Annotated in this window: 20 protein-coding genes and 1 riboswitch; of the genes, 19 read left to right on the top strand and 1 reads right to left on the bottom strand. The window is 39.4% G+C overall.

The window, feature by feature from the left end; translation table 11 throughout:
• Positions 1 to 146 precede the first annotated feature (146 nt).
• The 16 genes from ABH968_RS20345 to ABH968_RS20270 all read left to right on the top strand — a co-directional run bounded on the left by ABH968_RS20345 (position 147) and on the right by ABH968_RS20270 (position 17,019).
• Complete coding sequence (locus ABH968_RS20345) at positions 147 to 755, top strand: histidine phosphatase family protein (protein ID WP_370046929.1); 609 nt, start codon at positions 147 to 149, stop codon at positions 753 to 755.
• 12 nt (positions 756 to 767) lie between these two features.
• Positions 768 to 1,343, top strand: a complete 576-nt coding sequence (locus ABH968_RS20340; RefSeq protein ID WP_370046927.1) for a bifunctional adenosylcobinamide kinase/adenosylcobinamide-phosphate guanylyltransferase — start codon at positions 768 to 770, stop codon at positions 1,341 to 1,343.
• 40 nt (positions 1,344 to 1,383) lie between these two features.
• On the top strand, positions 1,384 to 2,160 hold the full coding sequence (gene cobS / locus ABH968_RS20335; protein WP_370046925.1) for an adenosylcobinamide-GDP ribazoletransferase: 777 nt from the start codon (positions 1,384 to 1,386) through the stop codon (positions 2,158 to 2,160).
• A complete protein-coding gene (locus ABH968_RS20330) occupies positions 2,133 to 2,732 on the top strand; it encodes a histidine phosphatase family protein (protein ID WP_370046924.1) in 600 nt (199 codons plus the stop codon). Before cobS ends, ABH968_RS20330 begins: the two co-directional genes overlap by 28 nt.
• Positions 2,681 to 3,073, top strand: a complete 393-nt coding sequence (locus tag ABH968_RS20325) for a bifunctional adenosylcobinamide kinase/adenosylcobinamide-phosphate guanylyltransferase (RefSeq protein ID WP_370046922.1) — start codon at positions 2,681 to 2,683, stop codon at positions 3,071 to 3,073. Before ABH968_RS20330 ends, ABH968_RS20325 begins: the two co-directional genes overlap by 52 nt.
• Positions 3,074 to 3,548: 475 nt before the next feature.
• Complete coding sequence (locus ABH968_RS20320; RefSeq protein WP_370046920.1) at positions 3,549 to 4,046, top strand: ECF transporter S component; 498 nt, start codon at positions 3,549 to 3,551, stop codon at positions 4,044 to 4,046.
• Positions 4,043 to 4,726: a hypothetical protein gene (locus tag ABH968_RS20315; RefSeq protein ID WP_370046918.1), complete on the top strand. Its 684-nt coding sequence runs from the start codon at positions 4,043 to 4,045 to the stop codon at positions 4,724 to 4,726. Before ABH968_RS20320 ends, ABH968_RS20315 begins: the two co-directional genes overlap by 4 nt.
• A 110-nt stretch (positions 4,727 to 4,836) precedes the next feature.
• A riboswitch (cobalamin riboswitch) is annotated at positions 4,837 to 5,024 on the top strand.
• Positions 5,025 to 5,138: 114 nt separating this feature from the next.
• Complete coding sequence (locus tag ABH968_RS20310; protein WP_370046945.1) at positions 5,139 to 7,400, top strand: ribonucleoside-diphosphate reductase subunit alpha; 2,262 nt, start codon at positions 5,139 to 5,141, stop codon at positions 7,398 to 7,400.
• Positions 7,401 to 7,412: 12 nt separating this feature from the next.
• On the top strand, positions 7,413 to 8,453 hold the full coding sequence (locus tag ABH968_RS20305) for a ribonucleotide-diphosphate reductase subunit beta (RefSeq protein WP_370046916.1): 1,041 nt from the start codon (positions 7,413 to 7,415) through the stop codon (positions 8,451 to 8,453).
• A gap of 308 nt (positions 8,454 to 8,761) precedes the next feature.
• Positions 8,762 to 10,495 carry an ABC transporter ATP-binding protein gene (locus tag ABH968_RS20300; protein WP_370046914.1) on the top strand — a complete coding sequence of 578 codons (1,734 nt, stop codon included), beginning with the start codon at positions 8,762 to 8,764 and terminating at the stop codon, positions 10,493 to 10,495.
• Positions 10,492 to 12,303, top strand: coding sequence for an ABC transporter ATP-binding protein (locus ABH968_RS20295; protein ID WP_370046913.1), 1,812 nt, complete (start codon positions 10,492 to 10,494; stop codon positions 12,301 to 12,303). The genes ABH968_RS20300 and ABH968_RS20295 overlap by 4 nt, the downstream gene beginning before the upstream one ends.
• A 126-nt stretch (positions 12,304 to 12,429) precedes the next feature.
• Entirely contained in the window at positions 12,430 to 12,852 is a 423-nt protein-coding gene (locus tag ABH968_RS20290) for a DUF1801 domain-containing protein (protein WP_370046911.1), read from the top strand.
• Between the two features lie 183 nt (positions 12,853 to 13,035).
• The gene (locus tag ABH968_RS20285; RefSeq protein ID WP_370046909.1) at positions 13,036 to 14,025 is read left to right on the top strand and encodes an alpha/beta hydrolase; all 990 of its coding nucleotides are present in this window, start codon (positions 13,036 to 13,038) and stop codon (positions 14,023 to 14,025) included.
• Positions 14,025 to 14,696: a response regulator transcription factor gene (locus ABH968_RS20280; RefSeq protein ID WP_370046907.1), complete on the top strand. Its 672-nt coding sequence runs from the start codon at positions 14,025 to 14,027 to the stop codon at positions 14,694 to 14,696. The genes ABH968_RS20285 and ABH968_RS20280 overlap by 1 nt, the downstream gene beginning before the upstream one ends.
• Entirely contained in the window at positions 14,693 to 15,685 is a 993-nt protein-coding gene (locus ABH968_RS20275; protein WP_370046905.1) for a sensor histidine kinase, read from the top strand. Before ABH968_RS20280 ends, ABH968_RS20275 begins: the two co-directional genes overlap by 4 nt.
• A gap of 233 nt (positions 15,686 to 15,918) precedes the next feature.
• Positions 15,919 to 17,019 carry a lactonase family protein gene (locus ABH968_RS20270; protein ID WP_370046903.1) on the top strand — a complete coding sequence of 367 codons (1,101 nt, stop codon included), beginning with the start codon at positions 15,919 to 15,921 and terminating at the stop codon, positions 17,017 to 17,019.
• A 244-nt stretch (positions 17,020 to 17,263) separates the two neighbouring features.
• On the opposite strand, the gene ABH968_RS20265 is transcribed toward ABH968_RS20270, so the two are convergent.
• Positions 17,264 to 18,139 carry a LysR family transcriptional regulator gene (locus tag ABH968_RS20265; RefSeq protein WP_370046901.1) on the bottom strand — a complete coding sequence of 292 codons (876 nt, stop codon included), beginning with the start codon at positions 18,137 to 18,139 and terminating at the stop codon, positions 17,264 to 17,266.
• A 111-nt stretch (positions 18,140 to 18,250) separates the two neighbouring features.
• On the opposite strand from ABH968_RS20265, the gene ABH968_RS20260 reads away from it, so the two are divergent.
• The 3 genes from ABH968_RS20260 to ABH968_RS20250 all read left to right on the top strand — a co-directional run bounded on the left by ABH968_RS20260 (position 18,251) and on the right by ABH968_RS20250 (position 21,445).
• Positions 18,251 to 19,498 (top strand): MFS transporter, encoded by a 1,248-nt coding sequence (locus tag ABH968_RS20260; protein ID WP_370046899.1) that lies wholly within the window; start codon positions 18,251 to 18,253, stop codon positions 19,496 to 19,498.
• A 142-nt stretch (positions 19,499 to 19,640) separates the two neighbouring features.
• A complete protein-coding gene (locus tag ABH968_RS20255) occupies positions 19,641 to 20,660 on the top strand; it encodes an ATP-binding cassette domain-containing protein (RefSeq protein ID WP_370046898.1) in 1,020 nt (339 codons plus the stop codon).
• The gene (locus ABH968_RS20250) at positions 20,657 to 21,445 is read left to right on the top strand and encodes an ABC transporter permease (RefSeq protein ID WP_370046896.1); all 789 of its coding nucleotides are present in this window, start codon (positions 20,657 to 20,659) and stop codon (positions 21,443 to 21,445) included. Before ABH968_RS20255 ends, ABH968_RS20250 begins: the two co-directional genes overlap by 4 nt.
• The last annotated feature ends 104 nt before the right edge of the window (positions 21,446 to 21,549 follow it).

The raw sequence follows: 21,549 nt of genomic DNA, 5'->3' as shown, positions 1-21,549 counted from the left end.
AGGAGTGCTTAGGGGATGTTAGCCTAAAACCATCGCATCCATGCGATAACGGCTAACTGACCTGCATCGTGCAGGCCTAAGCACAAAGCCGATTCCGGACGCAATTATGCCGGGGCATAATTGATTGCAAATTAGGGGTGAGAAAGTTGACAACTTTTTATTTAGTGAGACATGGTGAAACGATGTGGAATAAAGAGCAGCGGCTACAGGGATGGTTAAATTCGCCATTATCTGAAAATGGTATTTTACATGCAGAAAAACTTCGAGATCATTTGGAGAATGTCTCTTTTACAGCGGCATACAGCAGTTCAAGTGGCCGTGCTAAGGAAACGATGCATATTCTTCTAGGTAATCGACAGCTTCCAATCTATTATGAGGATAATTTACGGGAGATTTTTTTAGGAGATTGGCAAGGAAAAACCGTTGAGGACATTATGACTACGCATCGCCTTGACTATGAATTATATACCGATTATCCTGGACAATTCGTCGCAACCCATACGGAAAGCTTTGGTACGGTAACAGAACGAGCCATGTTTACGTTAAAGAAAATTGCAGAAAAATATCCCGAAAATAATGTTTTAATTGTGTCACATGCTGTAACGATTAAATGCATCATTAACGCCATTTTAGGGCGCAGCATCAATCAGCTGTGGGCAGAACCATTTATTAATGGTACAAGTGTCACGATTATTGAACAAGTCGAGCAACGATGGCTCGTGAAAGATATCGGTAACATTCAACATTTACAATAGGAGGCGTAACTAATGCCACTGATTTTCATTACAGGGGGAGTACGCAGTGGTAAATCCCACTTTGCTGAAAAAGCGGCTGTTACTCACTATCAAACAGAGTTTAACCAAGCGCGACGACTTATTTATATTGCTTCTGGAGTAGCATTGGACCATGAGATGGAGAAGCGAATAGTGCGTCATCAGGCAGACAGACGTGCACAAAATATTGAATGGCTGACGATAGAAGCACCTTATGACATAGCAAATACATTACATAAACTGACCGATGGAGATATTGTGTTATGGGACTGTGTTACGACTTGGCTGACAAATGCTTTTTACGAGGGTTTTGACACGGGAACTCCCTGTGTGGAACAACCTGGCTGTTTAGAGCAAAAGCTTGATGTTTTAAAAAAAGCGGTAGAGACGTTACTTGAGAAAAGGGTGACGTTTTTTATCGTCTCGAACGAATTATTCGATGAGCCTCCATATTCTAGCGAGGAAGTAGAATTATACCGACAAACCCTTGGGAGATTACATCAATGGTTCGTTTCTATAGCGGATGAGGCATATGAAATAAATTATGGTGTCGTAAAGAAATGGAAATAATGAATGACACTTTGAAAATAAAAAGAAGGAAGGCAAGACGATGAAAAATTTCTGGCATAGCATACAACTTGCATTTCAATTTTTTACAGTTTTGCCGGTACATAAAGAAATTCCTTTAACTAAATCAACTATTACAGGGATGTTCGCCTTTTTGCCGTGGATAGGGGCTCTCATGGGTACAGCAGTGGCGGCGGTAATCTATGGTTTGACAGAATGGACGGCAAGCAGTGAGATCCTGCTTACCTTTGTGATTGTCGGATTATTTGCCTTATTTACGGGTGGTTTACATTTAGACGGTTTTATTGATATGGGGGATGCTTATTTTTCGTATCGAGATCGTGAGAAGCGGCTTGAAATTTTAGATGATCCACGTGTTGGCGCATTTGGAGTGCTATCCGTGCTATTTTTAGTGCTTGGCAAATTTGTCATACTGCATGAGTTATTCGTACAGTATAAGTTAGCGCTGTGGATGCTTGTGTTTATTCCGTTACTAACACGAGTAGGCATGAGCTTTTATTTTATGTCGCTCAAGTGCTCAAAAGAAAAGGGGCTAGCCTACTTTTTTAAAACACATATTAAACCGGGATTACTTATTTGCTTTATGCTTTTAACACTAGTTGTAGCGTATAGCAGTTTGTTGTTTGTCGTAGGCTTCACCATTGTTCCATTCGTGTTGATGGCTGTATTAGCGATTGCCTTTTTAGTCTTTCGTCAATTTACAGTGCGAAACTTTGGTGGCGTTTCTGGAGATTTACTTGGTGCATCAATTGAAGGAATGGAGGTTGTTCTGTGGGTGACGTTGTTATTGTGCACTTAATGAGACATGCACCAACTAAGGAAAATTTGGAGAAGCGTTATATCGGCTGGACAGATTCTTCATTAGCTGATGCATCTTTGCTAGCTATTTTAGATCAAGATGTCACGAAGGTGTATGGTAGTGATTTGCTGCGTTGTAGGGAAACAGCTGCTCATTATTTTCCGAATGCAATATACGTGTCTGATAGGAGATTTCGAGAGTCGAACTTCGGTGAATTTGAAGGGCGCACATATGAGGACTTAAAATCAGATAGTCGTTATTGTGCATGGTTAGATGATCCCGTTCAGTCACCACCTCCAAAGGGGGAAGGCTTTGATGCTTTTTGTGCACGTGTCATTGAAGGGTTCACTGTACTACCAAAAGGTGAAGATGTTTATCATCTCGTTGTCCATGGTGGAGTGATTCGAGCACTTCTTGTAGAATTTGCACCGACTGAGCAATCTTTTTGGTCGTATCAATCACCGCATGATAAAATGTTTTCTTTAACGTTTACAAGAAAGGCTTGGGAGGAGGGAGCGAGATGCATGTCTTTATCGGAGGCGCCTATAGTGGAAAAACCGACTATGTCATGAATTTGCTTGCAGGACAAAAAGTTGAGCTAGTAGATGGCGATCTACCTGATGGTACTCCTACCTGTGATGTACTAGTTATTAAAAACTTAGAGAAGTGGCTCGTGACACAAGATCTTGAGGATGATGAACCTCTTGTTAGAACCATTTTGACAAGACTAAAGACTCTTGAAGAAAATTGTGCCCTGTATATTATAGTGACCGATATGGGACGTGGAGTAGTGCCGATGGAAAAGCAGGCGCGATTATTGCGCGATACATGTGGGCGTTTGTACCAGGCATTATTTGCTGAAGCCGAACAAGTCGTACGCATTTGGTACGGTATAGGAGAACAAATCAAATGATATAGTTTTTGAAAAATTTAGAATGCTTTTCATAAAAAATGTTGGGGATGACGATTGTTAAAACGTATGCTATATATATTAAGTTGATTGGAGTGAAGGCTGGGTGACTCCTTGGGGATCAGCATCTCATCGGACGCCCCCAGGAAGCTTTGCTCTGCGCGAAAGCAAAGTGTCAGCGACAATGTTTTATCTGTGCGAAAGCGAAGCGACAGCAACAATGTTTTAACTGTGCGAAAGCGAAGCGACAGCAACAATGTTTTATCTGTGCGAAAGCGAAGCGACAGCAACAATGTTTTAACTGTGCGAAAGCGAAGCGACAGCAACAATGTTTTAACTGTGCGAAAGCGAAGCGACAGCAACAATGTTTTATCTGTGCGAAAGCGAAGCGACAGCAACAAAGCACCCAGTCGGAACGGAAATCAACCACACGTTATAATGAGCAAATCACTAAATATAAAAGGAAAGAGGAAATGGAATGGATCGACAAAAATTGATGAAGTTGACGCTTACAGCTATGGTAGCGGCAATTTGTGCAGTGGGTGCAGTCATTAAAATTCCAACACCATTTATTACAACTGCTGCGCTTGACGCTGCTCCTGCATTTTTAAGCGTTGTATTTTTATCTCCAGTATTAGCAGGGGTTGCAGGGGCAATTGGGCATTTGATTTCAGCCTTAACTTCGGGTTTTCTATATGGACCACTGCATATTATTATCGCAGTAGAAATGTTTATTGTTGTATGGGTCTTTGGGGTTATGCATAAAAAAGGAATGCATTTCTGGAAATGGCCTGTGGCATTTATATTAAATGGCGTTGTGGCACCCTTACCATTTTACTTTATCATTAGTCCGGCATTTTACTGGGCGTCACTGACTAGTCTTCCATTGGCAACACTCATAAATCTGGTGATCGTTGCAATTGCGATGCCAATTCTCTCTAAGGTGTTTGTGCGTAAGGAAGGTCGAGTACATTGAGAAATGCAATAAAAATAGGTGAGCTGATTGCTACAACAGATAATTCCGCAGCAATTGGTGAAAAACCACAAGATGTTGTGTCTGCTCCAGACAAACTAACGGCATACTTAACGGCACGTGTTACTTTTTTAGAGCAGCTTGCTGCAAATGCTTTACCAAGCCATATTTTACTCGCTAATTTTTCAGGGGATGCAGCATGGTCTCGTTATGTTACGGGCATTCAGCAGGTTTTTGATGAGGCGGGTCTTAATTGTCCGCAAATAGACGGTAGTACAGAGTCCAATATGCCGACTCTACAATCAGGCTTGTCTATAACGATGCTAGGTGAGCAGCAAAAACGCACAGCGACTATGCATGAGCAGCTTAGTTGGTACACCTATGGACTACCGCTTGTAGGCAATGAAATTCTTGCCCAACCTGAAGATGTCGCACAGCTGCAACCTATTTTTCAGGCGTGGAAAGAGGAAATAGTGCAGCAAGTATGGCCAGTTGGGTCAAAAGGTTTACAAGCGGAATTTACCCGGCTTTTTGGCGAGCAACAAGTTAAAAGTCCGTTAGATGTTGAGAAATCGGCTGGTCCATGTGCAGTAGTTTTGCTAGGAATACAGCCAGAAAAAGAGCAGCTAGCACAAAAAAAATTCCCTAGAAATTTTGAAAAACTACGTAAAACTGCATTGTAATTGGGCTTGCTTCGAGAAAATGTAGCACTTTAAAAATTTTAAAGTGCAAAACGCCTATTGCAACAATAAACACAATATGTTAGATTTGTTTAGGAGTTAAAACACAATATATAGTATTTTGGACGAGCGGTACCAATATGGTTTAAAAGGGAATTCGGAAAAAGAGTCATCTTAGGCCGAAGCTGTCCCCGCAACTGTAAGTGCTGACAAATGATGAATAGGCCACTGTGAAGAACGGGAAGGCCATCATTTGGAGGAAGCATGAGCCAGGAGACCTGCCGAGATGTTCAAGACAGCAACACATTCTTCGGGGATTGAGAAGTGGAGGCGAGAGATTTGTTCACTTCTTTGTGTGCATGTCCTTCATTTCCATTTCCGATTTTACAGCGATCACGTAACCGATAAATGTTGCGTGATCGTTTTTTGTGTTGCTGTAGAAGGAAAGGGAGAGAATGTATACATGACAATTCAAATCGAACAGCAAATGACTAAGCTCAAGAAAAGTTACACGGAGGATGAACTCGAAAGTTTTGTAAGGTTATCGGATCGATGGCTACGAAAAAACGACAATGCCACATTTGAAGCATGGGCAGATGCGATGATTTTACAAACGCTTAGCCTCATTGATGAGGAGGAGCCATACTGGACATTTGTTGCAGCTCAAGTTTATTTAGAAAAACTATATGATCAATTTGCAATGCGCCGTGGAGTTTCAGTGAAGGATGTATATAAAGTTTTCCCAGAACAATTAGCACACTATACAGAAGCTGGTTTGTATCATGAAAGTTTAACAACAAAGTATAGTGAGCAGGAGCTTCAGGAACTCGCTTCTTTTTTAGAATCAAGTCGAGATGAGTTGTTTACGTATATTGGTTTAAAAACATTAATGGACCGCTATGTAGTCCGAGATTACACGAAAACACCAGTGGAGCTACCGCAGGAACGATGGATGGTTATTGCGATGACCCTGATGCAGGATGAAACAGAAAATCGTTTAGAAAAAGTACGTGAATCTTACTGGGCGATGAGTAATTTATATATGACTGTTGCCACACCGACATTATCGAATGCAGGTAAAACACATGGACAGTTATCTAGCTGCTTTATCGATACAGTAGATGATAGTTTACAAAGTATTTATGACACGAATACAGATGTCGCAACATTATCGAAGTACGGCGGTGGCATTGGAGTTTATATGGGCAAAATTCGTAGCCGAGGCTCATCTATTAAAGGCTTTAAAGGTGCATCAAGTGGCGTTTTACCATGGATTAAACAACTTAATAATACGGCGGTTTCAGTCGATCAGCTAGGTCAACGACAAGGAGCTATTGCTGTTTATTTAGATATTTGGCATAAAGACGTCTTTACGTTTTTAGATTTACGCTTAAACAATGGGGATGAGCGTCTGCGTGCCCATGATATTTTCACAGGGCTGTGCTTACCGGATTTATTTATGGAAACTGTTGAGGAACGCGGGGAATGGCATTTATTTGATCCGCATGAAGTGCGAGAGGTCATGGGCTTCTCATTAGAGGATTCCTACGATGAGAAAAAGGGTGACGGCTCTTTCCGTACAAAATATGCGGAATGTATCGCGAATCCATTATTAAGTCGTGAAGTCGTACCAGCCATTGATATTATGAAGCGTATTATGCGCTCACAGCTTGAAACAGGCGTGCCGTTTATGTTCTATCGAGATGAAGTCAATCGCATGAATCCGAATAAGCATGAAGGGATGATTTACAGTTCGAACCTGTGCACAGAAATTTTCCAAAATATGTCAGCTACTGAATTTGAGTCGATTACCCTAGAGGATGATGTCATCGTAACGCGTCGCAAGCCTGGAGATTTCGTTGTATGTAACTTGTCATCTATCAATTTAGGCCGAGCAGTTCCGGCTGGTGTTCTAGAACGATTGATCCCAGTTCAAGTACGTATGTTAGATAACGTTATTGCGCTAAATACAATTCCAGTAAAACAAGCAGAGCGTACGAACTTACGCTACCGTGGTATTGGGCTTGGAACATTTGGCTGGCACCATTTATTAGCTTTGAAAGAAATTCAATGGGAGTCTGAGGAAGCTGTAGAATTTGCGGACAAGCTATATGAGGAAATTGCCTATTTAACGATTCGTGCTTCTAACGATTTGGCATGTGAAAAAGGAGCCTACCCATTATTTGAAGGTTCAGATTGGCATACTGGTGCGTATTTTGACAAACGTGGCTATGACAGTCATAAGTGGAATGCATTACGTGCCGCGGTTGCTGAAAAAGGTATGCGTAACGGCTATGTCATGGCAGTTGCACCTAACTCATCAACATCCATTTTAGCGGGCAGTACAGCTACGATTGATCCGATCTTCCAGAAGAGTTATTCAGAGGAGAAGAAGGATTACAAAATTCCAGTAACAGTACCAGATCTATCACCTGTGACGACTTGGTATTATAAATCTGCTTATTTTATCGATCAAAATTGGACAATCAAGCAAAATGCTGCACGAGCACGTCATATCGACCAAGGCATTTCACTTAATTTATATGTTCAAAATACGATTAAGGCGAAAGATTTACTAGCATTGCATATGAATGCTTGGGCGAGCGGTGTGAAAACGACTTATTATGTGCGCTCAACGTCTGTAGAATTGCTAGAATGTGAGTCTTGCGCGAGCTAGGAGGAAGTAACAATGACAACTATTACAAAACGACAAATTATGGATAAGGATGCACCGAACCGTTCAACAGGAATCGTGAACGGACGCTCTTCTAACATTTTAAACTGGGATGATGTCCGTTTTAGCTGGGCTTATCCAAAGTATAAAAAAATGCTAGGTAACTTCTGGACACCGTTTGAAATTAATATGAGCAATGATGTCAAACAGTTTCCAGGTCTATCAGCAGATGAACAGGAGTCCTTTTTAAAAATCATTGGCTTGCTGGCACTATTAGATAGTGTACAAACAGATTTTGCGGGGAAAGTAGCCGATTATTTAACAGATTCAAGTTTGAATGCACTCATGATTATTTTAGCGCAACAAGAGGTAATCCATAATCACTCTTATTCCTATGTGCTATCAAGTATTGTGAACAAAGACGAGCAGGATCGTACGTTTGACTTTTGGCGTACAGAGCCAGTGCTAGAGCGACGGAATGATTTCGTTATTAAGGGCTACCAAGCATTTTCAGAGGAGCCAACTGTTGAAAATATGCTAGAAGCGATTGTTTATGATGTGATTTTAGAAGGTTTATTCTTCTATTCTGGCTTTGCGTTCTTCTATCATTTAGCACGCAATCAAAAGATGGTGGCCACGTCAACGATGATTAATTATATTAATCGCGATGAGCAGCTACATGTGGATTTATTTGTGAAGATTTATCAGGAGCTATTAGAGGAATATCCTGAATACGATACACCTGAACGAGCAGCTCGTGTCCAAGAGATCTTCCGTGAAGCCGTTCAGCTAGAAATCGATTGGGCCAATGAAGTGATTGGCGATAAAGTTGCAGGCCTCGATGTCGAAGATGTGCACGATTATGTACATTTCTATGCCAATGTACGCTGTAATCAGCTTGGCGTAGAGCGTCCATTTGAAGGTTATCGCAAAAATCCATTGAAGTGGGTTAAAGCGTATGAGGATGTTGACTTAGGAAAAACAGATTTCTTCGAGCAACGTTCTCGCCAATATGTGAAGGTCAATGTAGAAGATAACGGCTTTGATGATTTGTAAGAAGGAACCACGCGAGCGAAAAGCTTGCGTGGTTTTTTTAGTTAAGGCAAAACTAAGTTGATATTGACGAAGTGTATACTTTTGTATACACTTGTATGCAAAGAAGGTGAATTAAAAACAAGAAAGAAGTTTTCGATATGCTGAAGGTTGGATTAAAAAGCATGATGGTAGTAGAGGCGTTAAGGGTTGATTACCATGCTACAACAATATCAAGATATTACGTGTCTCGAAAAACTTCATCGCAATTGGGAATGATTTTCAGTTATAATTAGGAGCGAATGTGATTTAAATGGAACGGAGACGAAAGAATGCAAGCAATTAAACAGCTAGGAGGGTATTTAGGGCCCTATAAATTTTTTACCTTGATTGCGCCATTATTAATGGTGCTAGAGGTAACGATGGATTTACTGCAGCCTACTATTATGCAGCATATGATCGATACGGGTATTGCCAATGGCGACAATCCTTATGTGCTGAAAATGTTCGTATGGATGCTAATTAGTGCGATATTCGGACTTGTTGGTGGGATTGGCTGCTCCTATTATAGTTCAAAGGCAGCTATCCATTTTGCATCGGATGTTCGTCAGTCACTTTATGAAAAAATGATGACGTATTCGGCAAAGGAACGTGATGCTTTTACTACAGGGAAGCTTATTACGATTTTAACGAGCGATGTGGAAAGTGTTCAGCGCGCGTTTATGATGACATTGCGTATTTTTGTGCGTGGTCCACTATTATTTATTGGAGCCGTTATTATTGTTTTTGTGACGGCACGTGAGCTATTTTCTATACTTCTTATGATCGTGCCGATATTGATTATTGCGATGTACTTTTTCACAAAGTACTCAGGTGTGCTATACCGTAGAGTGCAGGAAGCAATTGATGGTGTTAATACGAAGCTTCAAGAGAATTTAGCGGGGATTCGTGTCGTTAAGGCGTTCCGTCGTGAAACGCAACAGATTGAACAATTTAGTGGACTTAATGATACGCTGACGAAACGCTTTATTACAGCCGAGCAAATTGTTGGCGTGCTCGTGCCATTTACGATGTTCGTTGTCAATCTAGGAATTGTAGCAGCGCTTTGGCTTGGGGCTATTAAAGTAGAAGCCGGCACATTACAGGTTGGTGTAATCCTCGCGTTTATTAACTATTTAACGATTATACTAAATGGATTGATGACTTCTAGCATGGTGCTGATGCAAATTGCACGTGCTATTCCTTCAGGGGAGCGTATCGTAGACGTCTTAAATAAAGAAGTAGCGATCAAGGAAGCAGAAAATCCGCTTACATCACCAATTCAAGGGGCGATTGACTTCCAAAATGTGAGCTATCGTTATTATGAATCGGCTGAGGATGTTCTAAAAAATATCACATTTTCCGTAAAGCCGGGACAAACGGTAGGCCTAATCGGAAAAACAGGCAGTGGAAAATCAACGTTAGTGAAGCTATTACCACGTTTATTTGACCCAACGAGTGGAGAAATCCGCTTGGATGGAAAGCCTCTCAAAGATTATGCATTATCAACTTTACGTAAACATATCGGCTTTACCTCTCAAAAAGCATTACTGTTCTCAGGTGCAATTAACAATAATATCCGTCTTGGCAAGGAGGATGCAACATCCGAGGAATTACAGCAAGCTCTAGATGCAGCGTGTGCTACTGAATTTGTGGACCGACTAGATAAAGGCTTAGCGCATGAACTTTCACAAGGGGCAACCAATCTCTCTGGCGGCCAAAAGCAACGATTAGCGTTAACGCGTGCACTCGTAAGAAAGCCAGCTATTTTAGTACTGGATGATACAACATCTGCTCTTGATAGCGCCTCTGAAAAACATGTCCAGCAAGCTATTAGCAATCAATATAATGATACAACGACGTTTATCGTAGCGTCTAAAATTGCTTCTATTCAACTGGCTGACCTGATTCTAGTATTAGAGGACGGCGAAATTGTAGGTCAAGGTACACACCAACAGTTATTGCGGAATAATAATCCCTACAAAGCAATTTATGCTTCACAGCAAGAGGCTGGTGTACAACAATGAGTAAAAGTCAACCAAAGCAAATGAATTTTGGACGTGGGCCACGTATGGCTGGGCCAGCTGAGAAAGCTAAAAATCAAAAAGCAACGATTTCTCGTGTGTGGCAATATGTGAAGCAACAAAAAATAGGGCTTTATTTCTCTATCCTTTTTGTAGTAGCTTCTACATTTTTAAGTTTAGCAGGTCCGTATTTAATCGGACATATCGTTGATGAATTCATTATGAAAAAGGACATTGCTGGTACGGTTCGTCTAGGTATTGTTCTTGCAGTTATCTATACAGTAGCGTCTATTTTTACGTGGCTACAAACATATGTCATGATTCATGTGGCGATGAAAACAATTCGAACATTACGACTGGAACTGTTTAAAAAGCTACAAACGTTAACACTGAGATTTTTCGATCAGCGTGCACTCGGTGATTTAATGAGCCGTGTGACGAATGATATCGATAATTTAAATACTGCACTTGCACAAAGTGTGACACAAATCGTATCGTCGGTCTTAACGGTAATCGGTGTTAGTATTGCTATGTTCTCACTTAGCTGGCAGTTAGCAGTCGTGACGCTAATCATTATTCCACTAATTGTTTTTACGACGAAGCAAATTGTCAAACGTAGTAGTAAAAACTATGCGGCACGTCAACGTGATTTAGGGAAGCTGAACGGTTATATTGAGGAAATGATTACGGGGGCGGAGGTTGTAACGCTTTTTGGGACAGAACAACAAACGATTGAGACGTTCCATCAACAGAACGAAAATCTCCGTAACTCGGCACAGCGAGCTGAAATTACTTCAGGTCTACTAGGCCCAATTAATAACTTTATGAATAACTTAGGTTTAGCTGTTGTTATTGGCACAGGAGCATTGTTATCGGTAAAAGGGATCGTTTCAATTGGGGTTATCGCCGCATTTGTCACGTATACGCGTCAATTTTTCCGACCGTTGAATCAGCTATCTAATCTTTTAAATACCTTGCAGTCGGCGATTGCTGGGGCAGAACGAGTCTTCGAAATTTTAGATGAACCTTCGGAAGTAGCTGACAAAGAGCATGCCATTGATTGTCAAAGTTTAAAAGGGGATGTGTCATTTCAACATGTATCCTTCAGCTATGTACCAGACAAGCCGGTACTGAAAAATATTAGCTTCCATGCCAAGGCAGGAGAAACTATTGCACTTGTCGGACCAACGGGATCTGGGAAAACAACGATTATCAATTTGTTAACTCGTTTTTATGATGTCGATGCAGGTGAAATTTTGATTGATGGTCATAATATCGAGGATTACAAAATGGCAACGATCCGTCAAAGAGTTGGTGTCGTACTTCAGGATACGTATTTATTCTCTGGAACGATTCGTGAAAATATTCGTTTCGGTAAACTTGATGCTACAGATGAAGAGGTAGAAGAAGCGGCGAAAATCGCGAATGCCCATAACTTTATTAAATATTTACCAGCACAATACGATACACCTGTACAGGCAGGTGGAGCAAATTTAAGTCAAGGTCAACGACAATTATTGGCTATTGCCCGGGAAATTCTTGAAAATTCAGATATTTTAATTTTAGATGAAGCTACATCCAGTGTGGATACGCAAACAGAGGTCGATATTCAAAAAGGTCTTCAGCATTTAATGCAGGGCCGCACAAGCTTTGTTATTGCGCACCGCTTAAAAACAATCGAAAATGCTGACCAAATTCTTGTTATTCAACAAGGTGAGATTGTTGAACAAGGCAATCACCAGCAGCTCATGCAAAAGCAAGGTATTTATAGTAATCTACAGCAAAAACTTTTGCTTGAGCAAGTGGAATAACATATAGAAGGCTGTCTATTAAGTATGTAAAAACTTATTAGACAGTTTTTGTTTTTAGTTATTGTAGAAGGCATTTGGAAATGTTATGATGCATCAAAATTCAACTTTAGAAAGTGAGGTATAAAAATGTACGAATTGAAAACTAAAGAAACTGATGAGAGTGTCATTGAATTTATTGAAAACGTGGATCATCCTAAAAAGCGTGAAGATGCTTACCGACTATTGGATATTTTTGCTGAAGTAACAGGGTATGAAGCAAAAATGTGGGGGCCAAGTATTATAGGATTTGGCAAATATCATTATAAATATAAATCTGGACACGAAGGCGATGCACCTTTAGTTGGATTTTCTCCTCGAAAAGCTAAAACCAGTTTATATTTTGCCCCAGGTGACAGCGAGCGAGACAATTTATTAAAGGACTTTGGTAAACATACAACAGGAAAAGCTTGTGTTTATATAAATAAACTAGCGGATATTGATGTGGAGATATTAAAGTCGCTCATCCAACGATCTGTATCCTTTTTACAAGAGATCTATCCAAATCAATAATTTTAAGTGCAAGGGCTGTCTAAAGTGGAGTAAAACGCTTTTAGACAGCTTTTTTATTACCCTAATCACCAAAAGTTGATGACTTTGTTAAATCAACCAAACGTTATGGTAATAAGCAAGAAAATTAATAAGAAATTTATTTTTATTGTTTATTCTTTTAGTATCAACTGAGAGGAGATTTTTATGAAAAACATGTTTAAGAAAATAGCTATCTACTTTATAGCGGCCATGCTTATTGGACTTGTGGGGATATTCAGCTATCATCGATATCAGCTTAGTAGGGAATCTGAACTTTTAGATACTAAAGGAACACTTGTAGAGGTCGATCATCAAAAAATCAATGTTTACACTGAGGGGGATGGTCAGGACACGTATGTGTTTATGGCAGGCTCAGGGATTGCGGCACCCATTTATGAAATGAAAGGGCTGTACAGTAAATTTTCACAAGGACAGAAGATTGCAGTTATTGAAAGAGCGGGATATGGGTATAGCGATGTCTCGAAGGACGAACGAGATATTGATACAATTTTAGCACAAACGAGAGAAGCTCTTCTGAAAAGCGGAAATAAACCTCCTTATATATTAGTACCACATTCCATTTCTGGTGTTGAAGCGATTTATTGGGCACAAAAATACCCTGAAGAAATTAAGGGGATTATTGCGCTTGATATAGGTTTGCCAGGTCAATATGTGGAGCATAAAATGGGAGTAGTCGATTTATGGACTGTTAAAGGAATGAATTTGCTAACGAAAATAGGCTTACAACGCTTAATCCCTTCGAAAGTGTATAATTCTGAAGTAATGAAGCAATCGTTTTTAACTGCGGAAGAAAAAGAAATTTATAAGGCACTATCCTTTAAACAAACTTTTAATGATGATATGAAAAATGAGCTATTACAAGTGTACGAAAATAGTTTAAAATCAGAAGAGCTTCCGAAACCAAAAGACACACCGATATTATTAATAGATGCCATTGCTCAACAAAATAAAGATTCGAAATTTACGAATTACCATAGCCAGAAATATGAGGAATTTGCCGAGCAAATTAACATTGCGGATGTGAAAGAATTAAGTGGTACTCATAGTATTTATTTATATAAACCTGATGAAATTTATAATCTTGCGATAGAATTTATGAAGACAAAAGTTGGCAACAAAGAAAGGCCGAGGTAATGAAAGGATTTACGATTTTAATAGTAGAAGACGACCAAATGATTGGCGATTTGATGCAAAAAATACTGCAACGTGAAGGTTACGACGTAGTATGGAAAACTGATGGACGAGAAATTATGAACATTATCCATCAAATTGATTTAGTAATAATGGACATTATGCTTCCAGGGGAGGATGGCTATCAGCTAACAAAGAACATTAAAAGCTTAGGCTTAAATATCCCCATTATTTTTCTTTCAGCTCGTAATGATATAGAGAGCAAGCTTCAAGGGTTAACAGTTGGTGAAGACTATATGACAAAACCATTTGATCCGAGAGAGCTTCTTTTAAGAATGCAGAAAATGCTAGAACAGCAATATGGGACATTTACGCAAATCCAGCATCTATTGATTGATATAGAGCATCGTAAATTATTTAAAAATAATATAAATGATGAAATTTCATTAACAGCAATCGAACGTAAAATCTTCTTTTATTTACTTGACAACAAGGATAGGGTGTTAACGAAGGATCATTTTTTTGACTATTTATGGCCGCTTGAAGATCGAAATCAAAATATCATCAATGTTCACATCAAAAAGATCAGAACGAAAATAAATGATTCATCAGGTACCATCCTACAAAATATTTACGGAGAAGGGTATCGATTAAATACCTACATAAAGAAATGACATTAAAAACAAAATATCGATTATTATTATTTACTGCTATAGTCAGTGTTCCAATCGTATTGTTAGGAATCAGTGTGTCGATGTCTATTATTTATGAATTCGCCTTTAAAACTAGAAATAAAGGCACTCCATTCCATGAATCTTTCGCCTATCCAACTATGCTGATTGTGTTCTTCCTATCATTATGTTTACTAGCATTTTTATTTTCGAAATCGATCAATTCATTATTGACGAAAATTAATACGCTAAACAAAACGATTCGAGACTTAGCAAGTAATGAAAGAATACCGAGTACATTAGTTGTTGGCGGTGAGGATGAAATTGGACAGTTAATTCAGTCAGTTAATATCCTAATTGAGCGAACTACCTATCGGGAATTAGAGCTAAAACAACAGCAGGAGCAACAAAAAGAGCTACTACAAAAGCTAAGACACGACATTAATACACCGTTAACAGCGATCCGTTTACAACTATTTTATCTAGAAGATTACTATAAGGAACAACCAAAATTGGTGGAATCTTTGAATGAGCAAATTCAATATATCGCTAGCTTAACGAATGAATTTAATTTGCAGTCCTTAGATACAATGGCGAATTCTTATATCGTGGCGGAAGAAGTGCAACTCACGATACTGTTAGAAATGATGATAAAAAAGTGGAGCTATTTATATAGAATGCATAACATTGAACTAATCTATCGTCCAGAGGTAACACATTTAACATGGACGAGTAATGAACTATGGCTACAACGAATGTTCGATAATGTGTTCCAAAACACATTGAAACATTCCAATGCTACAAAGCTCGAGATAACAATGAAAGATAATAAGATTTTCATGATTGATAACGGTATTGGCTTTGAACAAAATCGTGTAAGCGGGGGTCTTGGTTTGAAGATCATTGATGACATCGCTAGAATTCTTCAAGTAAGCTATTCACTCTATTCAAACGAGGAAGGGACATCATTTTGTTTTTCTATTTCAATCTAAAAACAACGGCTTTTTCATTTTGCCGTTGTTTTTTTATTACATCGAACAAAGCTAGGTGTTGCTGCACATCCTTCAGCCATAGGTGCTAAAACAACAATTGGACAACTGTTTCGGCAGTGTTATTAATTAAAGATAGGTTAGTGAGATAAGTGAATAATAATACTTGTCACATTAATTTCGGGAATCGAAATTGTAAAAGAACCATATAAAACTATAAAAGGAGGAAAGTTTATATGAACAAAAATTTCCCTGCGAGTGTAAGTATGGTTTACATGATGACGAATAATGAAGTCGTGAATCAAGTCATTGCCTTTTACAGAGACATGAATGGAATGCTCACCTTCGCGGGTGCCTACCCGACTAATGGGAGGGGTACTGGTATAAGGAAGGTATCAGCGGCAACGCCAAACAATGGTGTCGATCCCCTTACGTCACAAGGAGCTTTGACCTTATCCCGTGATGGTCGTTTCCTTCTCGCAGTGAACGCAGGCAGCCATAGTATCAGCAGTTTTATCATTAGTGACAGCGGTGTGCCCGTTCTCGTGGACGTGAAGCCATCGGGAGGTGCTCAGCCTAATAGTGTAGATGTGTTTGGTAATCTTGTCTATGTTGCTAATGTTGGGAATGCCGCAAACAATTATGCATCGAACATCATGGGTTTTCGTATAGATGAACACGGGCGCCTTACTCCTATTGCTGGTTCTTCACGTTCTCTCAGCACTTTCAATGCTGAGCCCGCTCAGGTTCTCTTCACACGTGATGGTAGTAAGCTCCTAGTAACCGAGTATACTTCAAACCGTCTTAGTGTTTTCAACGTAAATCAAAATGGTACGGTTACAGAACCAATCGTTAATGATTCTTATGGTGATGGCCCATTGGGTGCCTATTTTTTATCCTCTGGAATCCTCTTAGTTACTGAAGCAAGTTCAAATGCGTTGTCATCCTATTCAATGAGCAACGACGGGATTCTTCATGTGATTAGTGGCTCTGTACCTAACGGATATAAAACAGCATGCTGGGTAATCACAACAAGAGATGAACGTTTTGCATTCATTACTAATACTCTAAGTGGCACTATTTCCACCTATCGAATCGATAACAATGGAGCATTGTCTGTGGCAGGACATATTACTAGTACACCAATCGGTACAGCTCCAGGACTGCCGATGGATGTTGGAGTGAGTAAAGATGGACGGCATTTTTATACCCTCAACGGAAATCAGGGAACGGTCTCTGTATTTGCTATTCAAGAGGGAGGAAGTCTAGTTAGATTGCAGGTAGCCGCTTGGACTCAACTCCCTTATTTTGGCTCGCAAGGGTTAGCGGTTCTTTGATTTTAAGTTGGGCGATAAATTATAAAAGTTGGGTGATAAACCAAAGTTAGGGCGATAAATTAAAAAAGTTGAGCGATAAATCAAAGTTGGGCGATAAATATTAAAAGTTAGGCGATAAATTTAAAAATTAGGGCGATAAACCTTGAAATTGTTCCGATAAATCAAAAATTTGTTCCGATAAACTTTGAAATTGTTCCGATAAATCACAGAATTGTTCCGATAAATTGATTTGGACCCTATCGAACTAGCTTTGTTCGATAGGGTCTTCCAACAATGATTCAATAACATGTTTTAATTGAAAGATAGAAGATTGTTGACTCTCGCTCTTCTTGTAAATAAAGACAGTCTCTATTACTTTATTTAACTGCGGCAAATCGTAATAGTGAATGTTGGAGTAGTAATAAAGGTTAATTAGTTTTGTATTTAACACAGCAATTGTATTGTCTATTTGTAGGAAATCAAGGATACTACTTACCGATTTTATTTCCTTCATCGTAAATGGAACTTGATTCTTTTTTAACCACTCTGCCAACGCCCGAGTATACATACAGCCTTTGCTTAACACTAGTAGTGTGACAGGTGAACGTTTCTCAAAATCAATAGTATAAGAATTGTTCGAAATGACTTCAAATGTTTCTGTTGCAATTATGTCATAGTTTAATTCAGGGTAGTGTTTAATAGGATTACTCGTCAATGCACATTCCATTTCGGCATGATGTATTTTTTCATTTAAGGAAGTGCTAGATTCCACAGTGAAATCGACGTCTAACGGAATATCATTTGTTTGTAAGGCATTCATAATGGATGCGCCATAAATTTTAATCGTTGTATGGGAAGTGCCGAAGTTAATTTTTGTATTCGTTTGTGCCGAACCAATCTCTTGTAAAAATTCATCGTACTCCTGTGTAATAAGCTTTAAAAATTTTAAATATTGTGTCCCTACATTCGTAATCTTCAAGCCCTGCGGTGTACGTTTAAACACCTCCTGACCAATTTCAGCCTCCATTTTCTTCACTTTAGAAGTTAAGGCAGATTGAGTATAATTCGTAATTTCAGCGGATTTACTAAGATTTTGCCTCTCCAAAATTTCGATTTTTAATGCTACTTCTTCTATGTTCATGTTGTATTTCACACACCTATTAAATTTTTTGATAGCTACTATCATTATCCTCTATTTTACGCATTCATTGGGCAGGCGTAAACTTTAGATGTATAAAGTTATCCTACACAAATGAATCAGTGTAACAGCATTGGAGGAATTATTATGAATACATATTATAAATGGATCATCGTTTTAGTGGCGACGTTGTCCCAAACTGCGGCAACTTTTGTGACGTACGGCATGGGGCCAATTGCCACATTTTATCAAATTGAATGGAATTTATCATCGCTCCAAACAGGTTTTATCGTTTCTGCCGTTAATATTGGTCCAATTTTTTCGATGATGATGTTCGGCTACTTGATGGATAAAAAAGGGGAGAAACAAATCATCGGATGGGGCTCCATTTTATTAGGATTCTCAGCTTTACTACTCATGTTGGTCAATAATTATGCAGTGTTATTATTTTTATTATTAATCGTGGGCGTATGGTACGGAAGTGCACAAACAGGGGGGAGCACCGCAATTGTGAAATGGTTCCCAGACAAACATCGTGGGCTAGCAATTGGCATTCGACAAACGGGCATCCCAATCGGTGGGGCCTTAGCATCAGTTATTCTTACATATTTGTACCATCATTATAGCCTAACATCGGTACATCTTGTGCAAGGCTTAGTAGCTATTGCCGGCGGATTGCTCTTTTTACTGATCTATCAGGAGCCTAAAAAACGTGTAGAAGTAGCTGCAACCTCTATCACTTTTAAAGAGAAGCTAGAAGCTATAAAAAATAATAAGGATTTGTATCCAATCTACATTGTAGGAATTGTGATGATGACTCTACAAATGATACTTGTTGCCCATTTCATGAGTTATTTACATGAAGAAGGAGGTTATTCCTTAACAGCGGCGGGGCAGTATTTAAGCCTTGTATTACTCGGTGGAATGATTGGAAGGGTAGCTATTGCTTGGATTAGTGATCAATTTTTTGCGCAGAAGCGGGAATATTTATTAATGATAGTGATGGCTAGTACAGTTATTCTTACCGTCATCTTGCCACTTATGCTACATGCGAAAATGTTGATGCTATTATGTTGTTTCTTATTAGGCTTCGTTGCACTTGGCTGGTATTCGTTGTTTATTGCTTGTGTGACAGAGCAATCGCATCCACATTATGTTGGTCTAACTGTGAGTGCAGCCTTGACGTTGAATCAGTTTTTTATTGTGATCGCTCCTTCATTATATGGTTTAATGGTAACGACATTTTCAAGCTATCAAGTAGCGTTGGATATTGTTGCATTAGTTGTCGCTCTCGGTGCAATGAATTTATATAGGACGACCAAAAATATGAAGAGTTCAAAAACGGCCGATCAAATTCAATGAATGACTTAAATCATTCGGTTCACATTCAGTTCATAAACTTGTTGTATTATCCGTTTATAGACAATGAATAACATCTATAAAAGTGATTTTCATCTGTTTCAAGAAAAATGAAACGATGGTAATAAGCGAAGGAGGAATTACAATGAGTAATGTGAATAGAATGAAAAGCTCGTTAGCGAATAGTGAGTGGGCCATTGAAGCACATGGTCTCATGAAACATTTTGGAGAAAATCGTGCTGTTGATGGTGTCGATCTAAACGTACGTGCTGGCACTATCTATGGTGTACTTGGTCCTAACGGAGCAGGAAAGACTACTACTATCAGAATGCTAGCAACCCTACTACGAGCAGATGCTGGATCGGCACGAATATTTGGTTATGACATAGTGAAAGAACCACATATTGTACGTCAATTAATTGGAGTCACTGGTCAGTATGCTTCAGTTGACGAGTCACTTAGTGCAACGGAAAATTTGATAATCTTCTCTCGTTTGTTAGGGTTGGGACGTACAGAAGCCCGAAATAAAGCAGCTGAATTACTAGAAGAGTTCGGTTTATCAGAAGCGGCTAAACGTCCCTTGAAAAATTTCTCTGGTGGTATGCGTCGTCGCTTAGATTTGGCAGCCAGTCTTATCGCACAGCCACCATTGATTTTCTTAGATGAACCGACTACAGGGTTAGACCCTCGAACACGTAATCAAATGTGGGAAACGATCCGTCGATTAGTAGATACAGGATCAACCGTCCTGTTAACGACACAGTATCTGCAAGAGGTTGATGAGCTGGCAGATCGACTTGCCGTTATTGATCATGGCCGAGTTGTTGCAGAGGGGACAGTCGATGAGCTAAAGGCATCTGTAGGTACATCATCTTTACATTTGAACATACAAAATCCTCAGGAGATCCTAGTTGCTCGTGAAACCGTAGAACAAATACTCAAAGTTAGAACAACAGTTTCACAGGATATCGGAAAAATTACTGCTCCAATGGCAAATGTTGACCGAGTTACTGATTTACTTATCGCACTTCGCCAAAAAGGAATTCAGCTTGACGAGTTAAGCGTACAAAAACCGACCTTAGATGAAGTGTTTTTGACAATTACCGGTGAGAATGTTCCCCAAGAACTCAAAGGATCTGAGCAAGTAGAGGGGGAAAGAGTATGAAAAGTCAATTACTAAAGAAGCCGAGCTTCAATCAATCTTTAAGAAATTCGTTAACGATGGCCTATCGAGGCGTATTAAAAATTCGACGTACACCTGAGCAATTGTTTGACGTAACGCTTCAGCCGATTATTTTCACCCTGATGTTCACCTACATTTTTGGGGGAGCCATTTCGGGGAATGTGCAAAACTATTTGCCAGTCATCATTCCAGGTATTCTCGTGCAAACTGTCATCACTACCTCAATCGTTACAGGTGTCCAATTGCGTGAAGATATGGATAAAGGGGTGTTTGATCGATTTAAATCACTACCTATCGCACGCATTGCACCATTGGCTGGGGCTCTCTTGGCGGATACGATTCGATATACTATAGCAACTGTACTCACTTTTACCATGGGATATATCATGGGGTATCGACCAGAAGGTGGATTAGGTTACGTTGTACTAGCGGGGCTTTTAGTTATTGTCTGTGCTTGGGCTATAAGCTGGATCTTTGCCTTCTTTGGTGTCATTGCGCGTACAGCTTCAAGTGTACAGGGAATTTCCATGCTCGTTCTGTTTCCACTTACATTTCTTTCTAATGCTTTTGTTCCAGCCGAGACCCTACCAAATTTCCTGCAGTGGTTTGTGAAAATTAATCCGATTTCACATCTCGTCACGTCCGTTAGAGAACTTTCAAATTCGGGATCAATAGGTTGGGATTTGTCAGCTTCACTTATTGGAGCTGCAATTGTTGTAATCATTTTTGCGCCACTAACAGTTCGTGCTTATATGCGTAGAACATAAAAAAGTCTAAAAGCGTGTTTTGATCAAGCAATTGACAAAACACGCTTTTTATTGGATTGTTGCGTAAAAGCATAGCAAAACCTAAAAACAAAAATTAAAGTTGC

Source organism: Lysinibacillus sp. RC79, from assembly GCF_041262405.1.
Classification (GTDB): Bacteria; Bacillota; Bacilli; order Bacillales_A; family Planococcaceae; genus Lysinibacillus.
Note: the sequence above shows the minus strand (reverse complement) of the source record. Positions and strands in the feature narration are given on the sequence as shown.

What these genes read in the sequence shown, in the direction of transcription:
- ABH968_RS20255 (WP_370046898.1), top strand. Translation starts at nt 19,641, where the DNA reads ATGAGTAATGTGAATAGAATGAAAAGCTCGTTAGCGAATAGTGAGTGG.
- ABH968_RS20260 (WP_370046899.1), top strand. Translation starts at nt 18,251, where the DNA reads ATGAATCAGTGTAACAGCATTGGAGGAATTATTATGAATACATATTAT.
- ABH968_RS20265 (WP_370046901.1), bottom strand. Translation starts at nt 18,139, where the DNA reads ATGAACATAGAAGAAGTAGCATTAAAAATCGAAATTTTGGAGAGGCAA.
- ABH968_RS20275 (WP_370046905.1), top strand. Translation starts at nt 14,693, where the DNA reads ATGACATTAAAAACAAAATATCGATTATTATTATTTACTGCTATAGTC.
- ABH968_RS20280 (WP_370046907.1), top strand. Translation starts at nt 14,025, where the DNA reads ATGAAAGGATTTACGATTTTAATAGTAGAAGACGACCAAATGATTGGC.
- ABH968_RS20320 (WP_370046920.1), top strand. Translation starts at nt 3,549, where the DNA reads ATGGATCGACAAAAATTGATGAAGTTGACGCTTACAGCTATGGTAGCG.
- ABH968_RS20290 (WP_370046911.1), top strand. Translation starts at nt 12,430, where the DNA reads ATGTACGAATTGAAAACTAAAGAAACTGATGAGAGTGTCATTGAATTT.
- ABH968_RS20340 (WP_370046927.1), top strand. Translation starts at nt 768, where the DNA reads ATGCCACTGATTTTCATTACAGGGGGAGTACGCAGTGGTAAATCCCAC.
- ABH968_RS20300 (WP_370046914.1), top strand. Translation starts at nt 8,762, where the DNA reads ATGCAAGCAATTAAACAGCTAGGAGGGTATTTAGGGCCCTATAAATTT.
- ABH968_RS20325 (WP_370046922.1), top strand. Translation starts at nt 2,681, where the DNA reads ATGCATGTCTTTATCGGAGGCGCCTATAGTGGAAAAACCGACTATGTC.
- ABH968_RS20295 (WP_370046913.1), top strand. Translation starts at nt 10,492, where the DNA reads ATGAGTAAAAGTCAACCAAAGCAAATGAATTTTGGACGTGGGCCACGT.
- ABH968_RS20270 (WP_370046903.1), top strand. Translation starts at nt 15,919, where the DNA reads ATGAACAAAAATTTCCCTGCGAGTGTAAGTATGGTTTACATGATGACG.
- ABH968_RS20305 (WP_370046916.1), top strand. Translation starts at nt 7,413, where the DNA reads ATGACAACTATTACAAAACGACAAATTATGGATAAGGATGCACCGAAC.
- ABH968_RS20250 (WP_370046896.1), top strand. Translation starts at nt 20,657, where the DNA reads ATGAAAAGTCAATTACTAAAGAAGCCGAGCTTCAATCAATCTTTAAGA.
- ABH968_RS20285 (WP_370046909.1), top strand. Translation starts at nt 13,036, where the DNA reads ATGAAAAACATGTTTAAGAAAATAGCTATCTACTTTATAGCGGCCATG.
- cobS (WP_370046925.1), top strand. Translation starts at nt 1,384, where the DNA reads ATGAAAAATTTCTGGCATAGCATACAACTTGCATTTCAATTTTTTACA.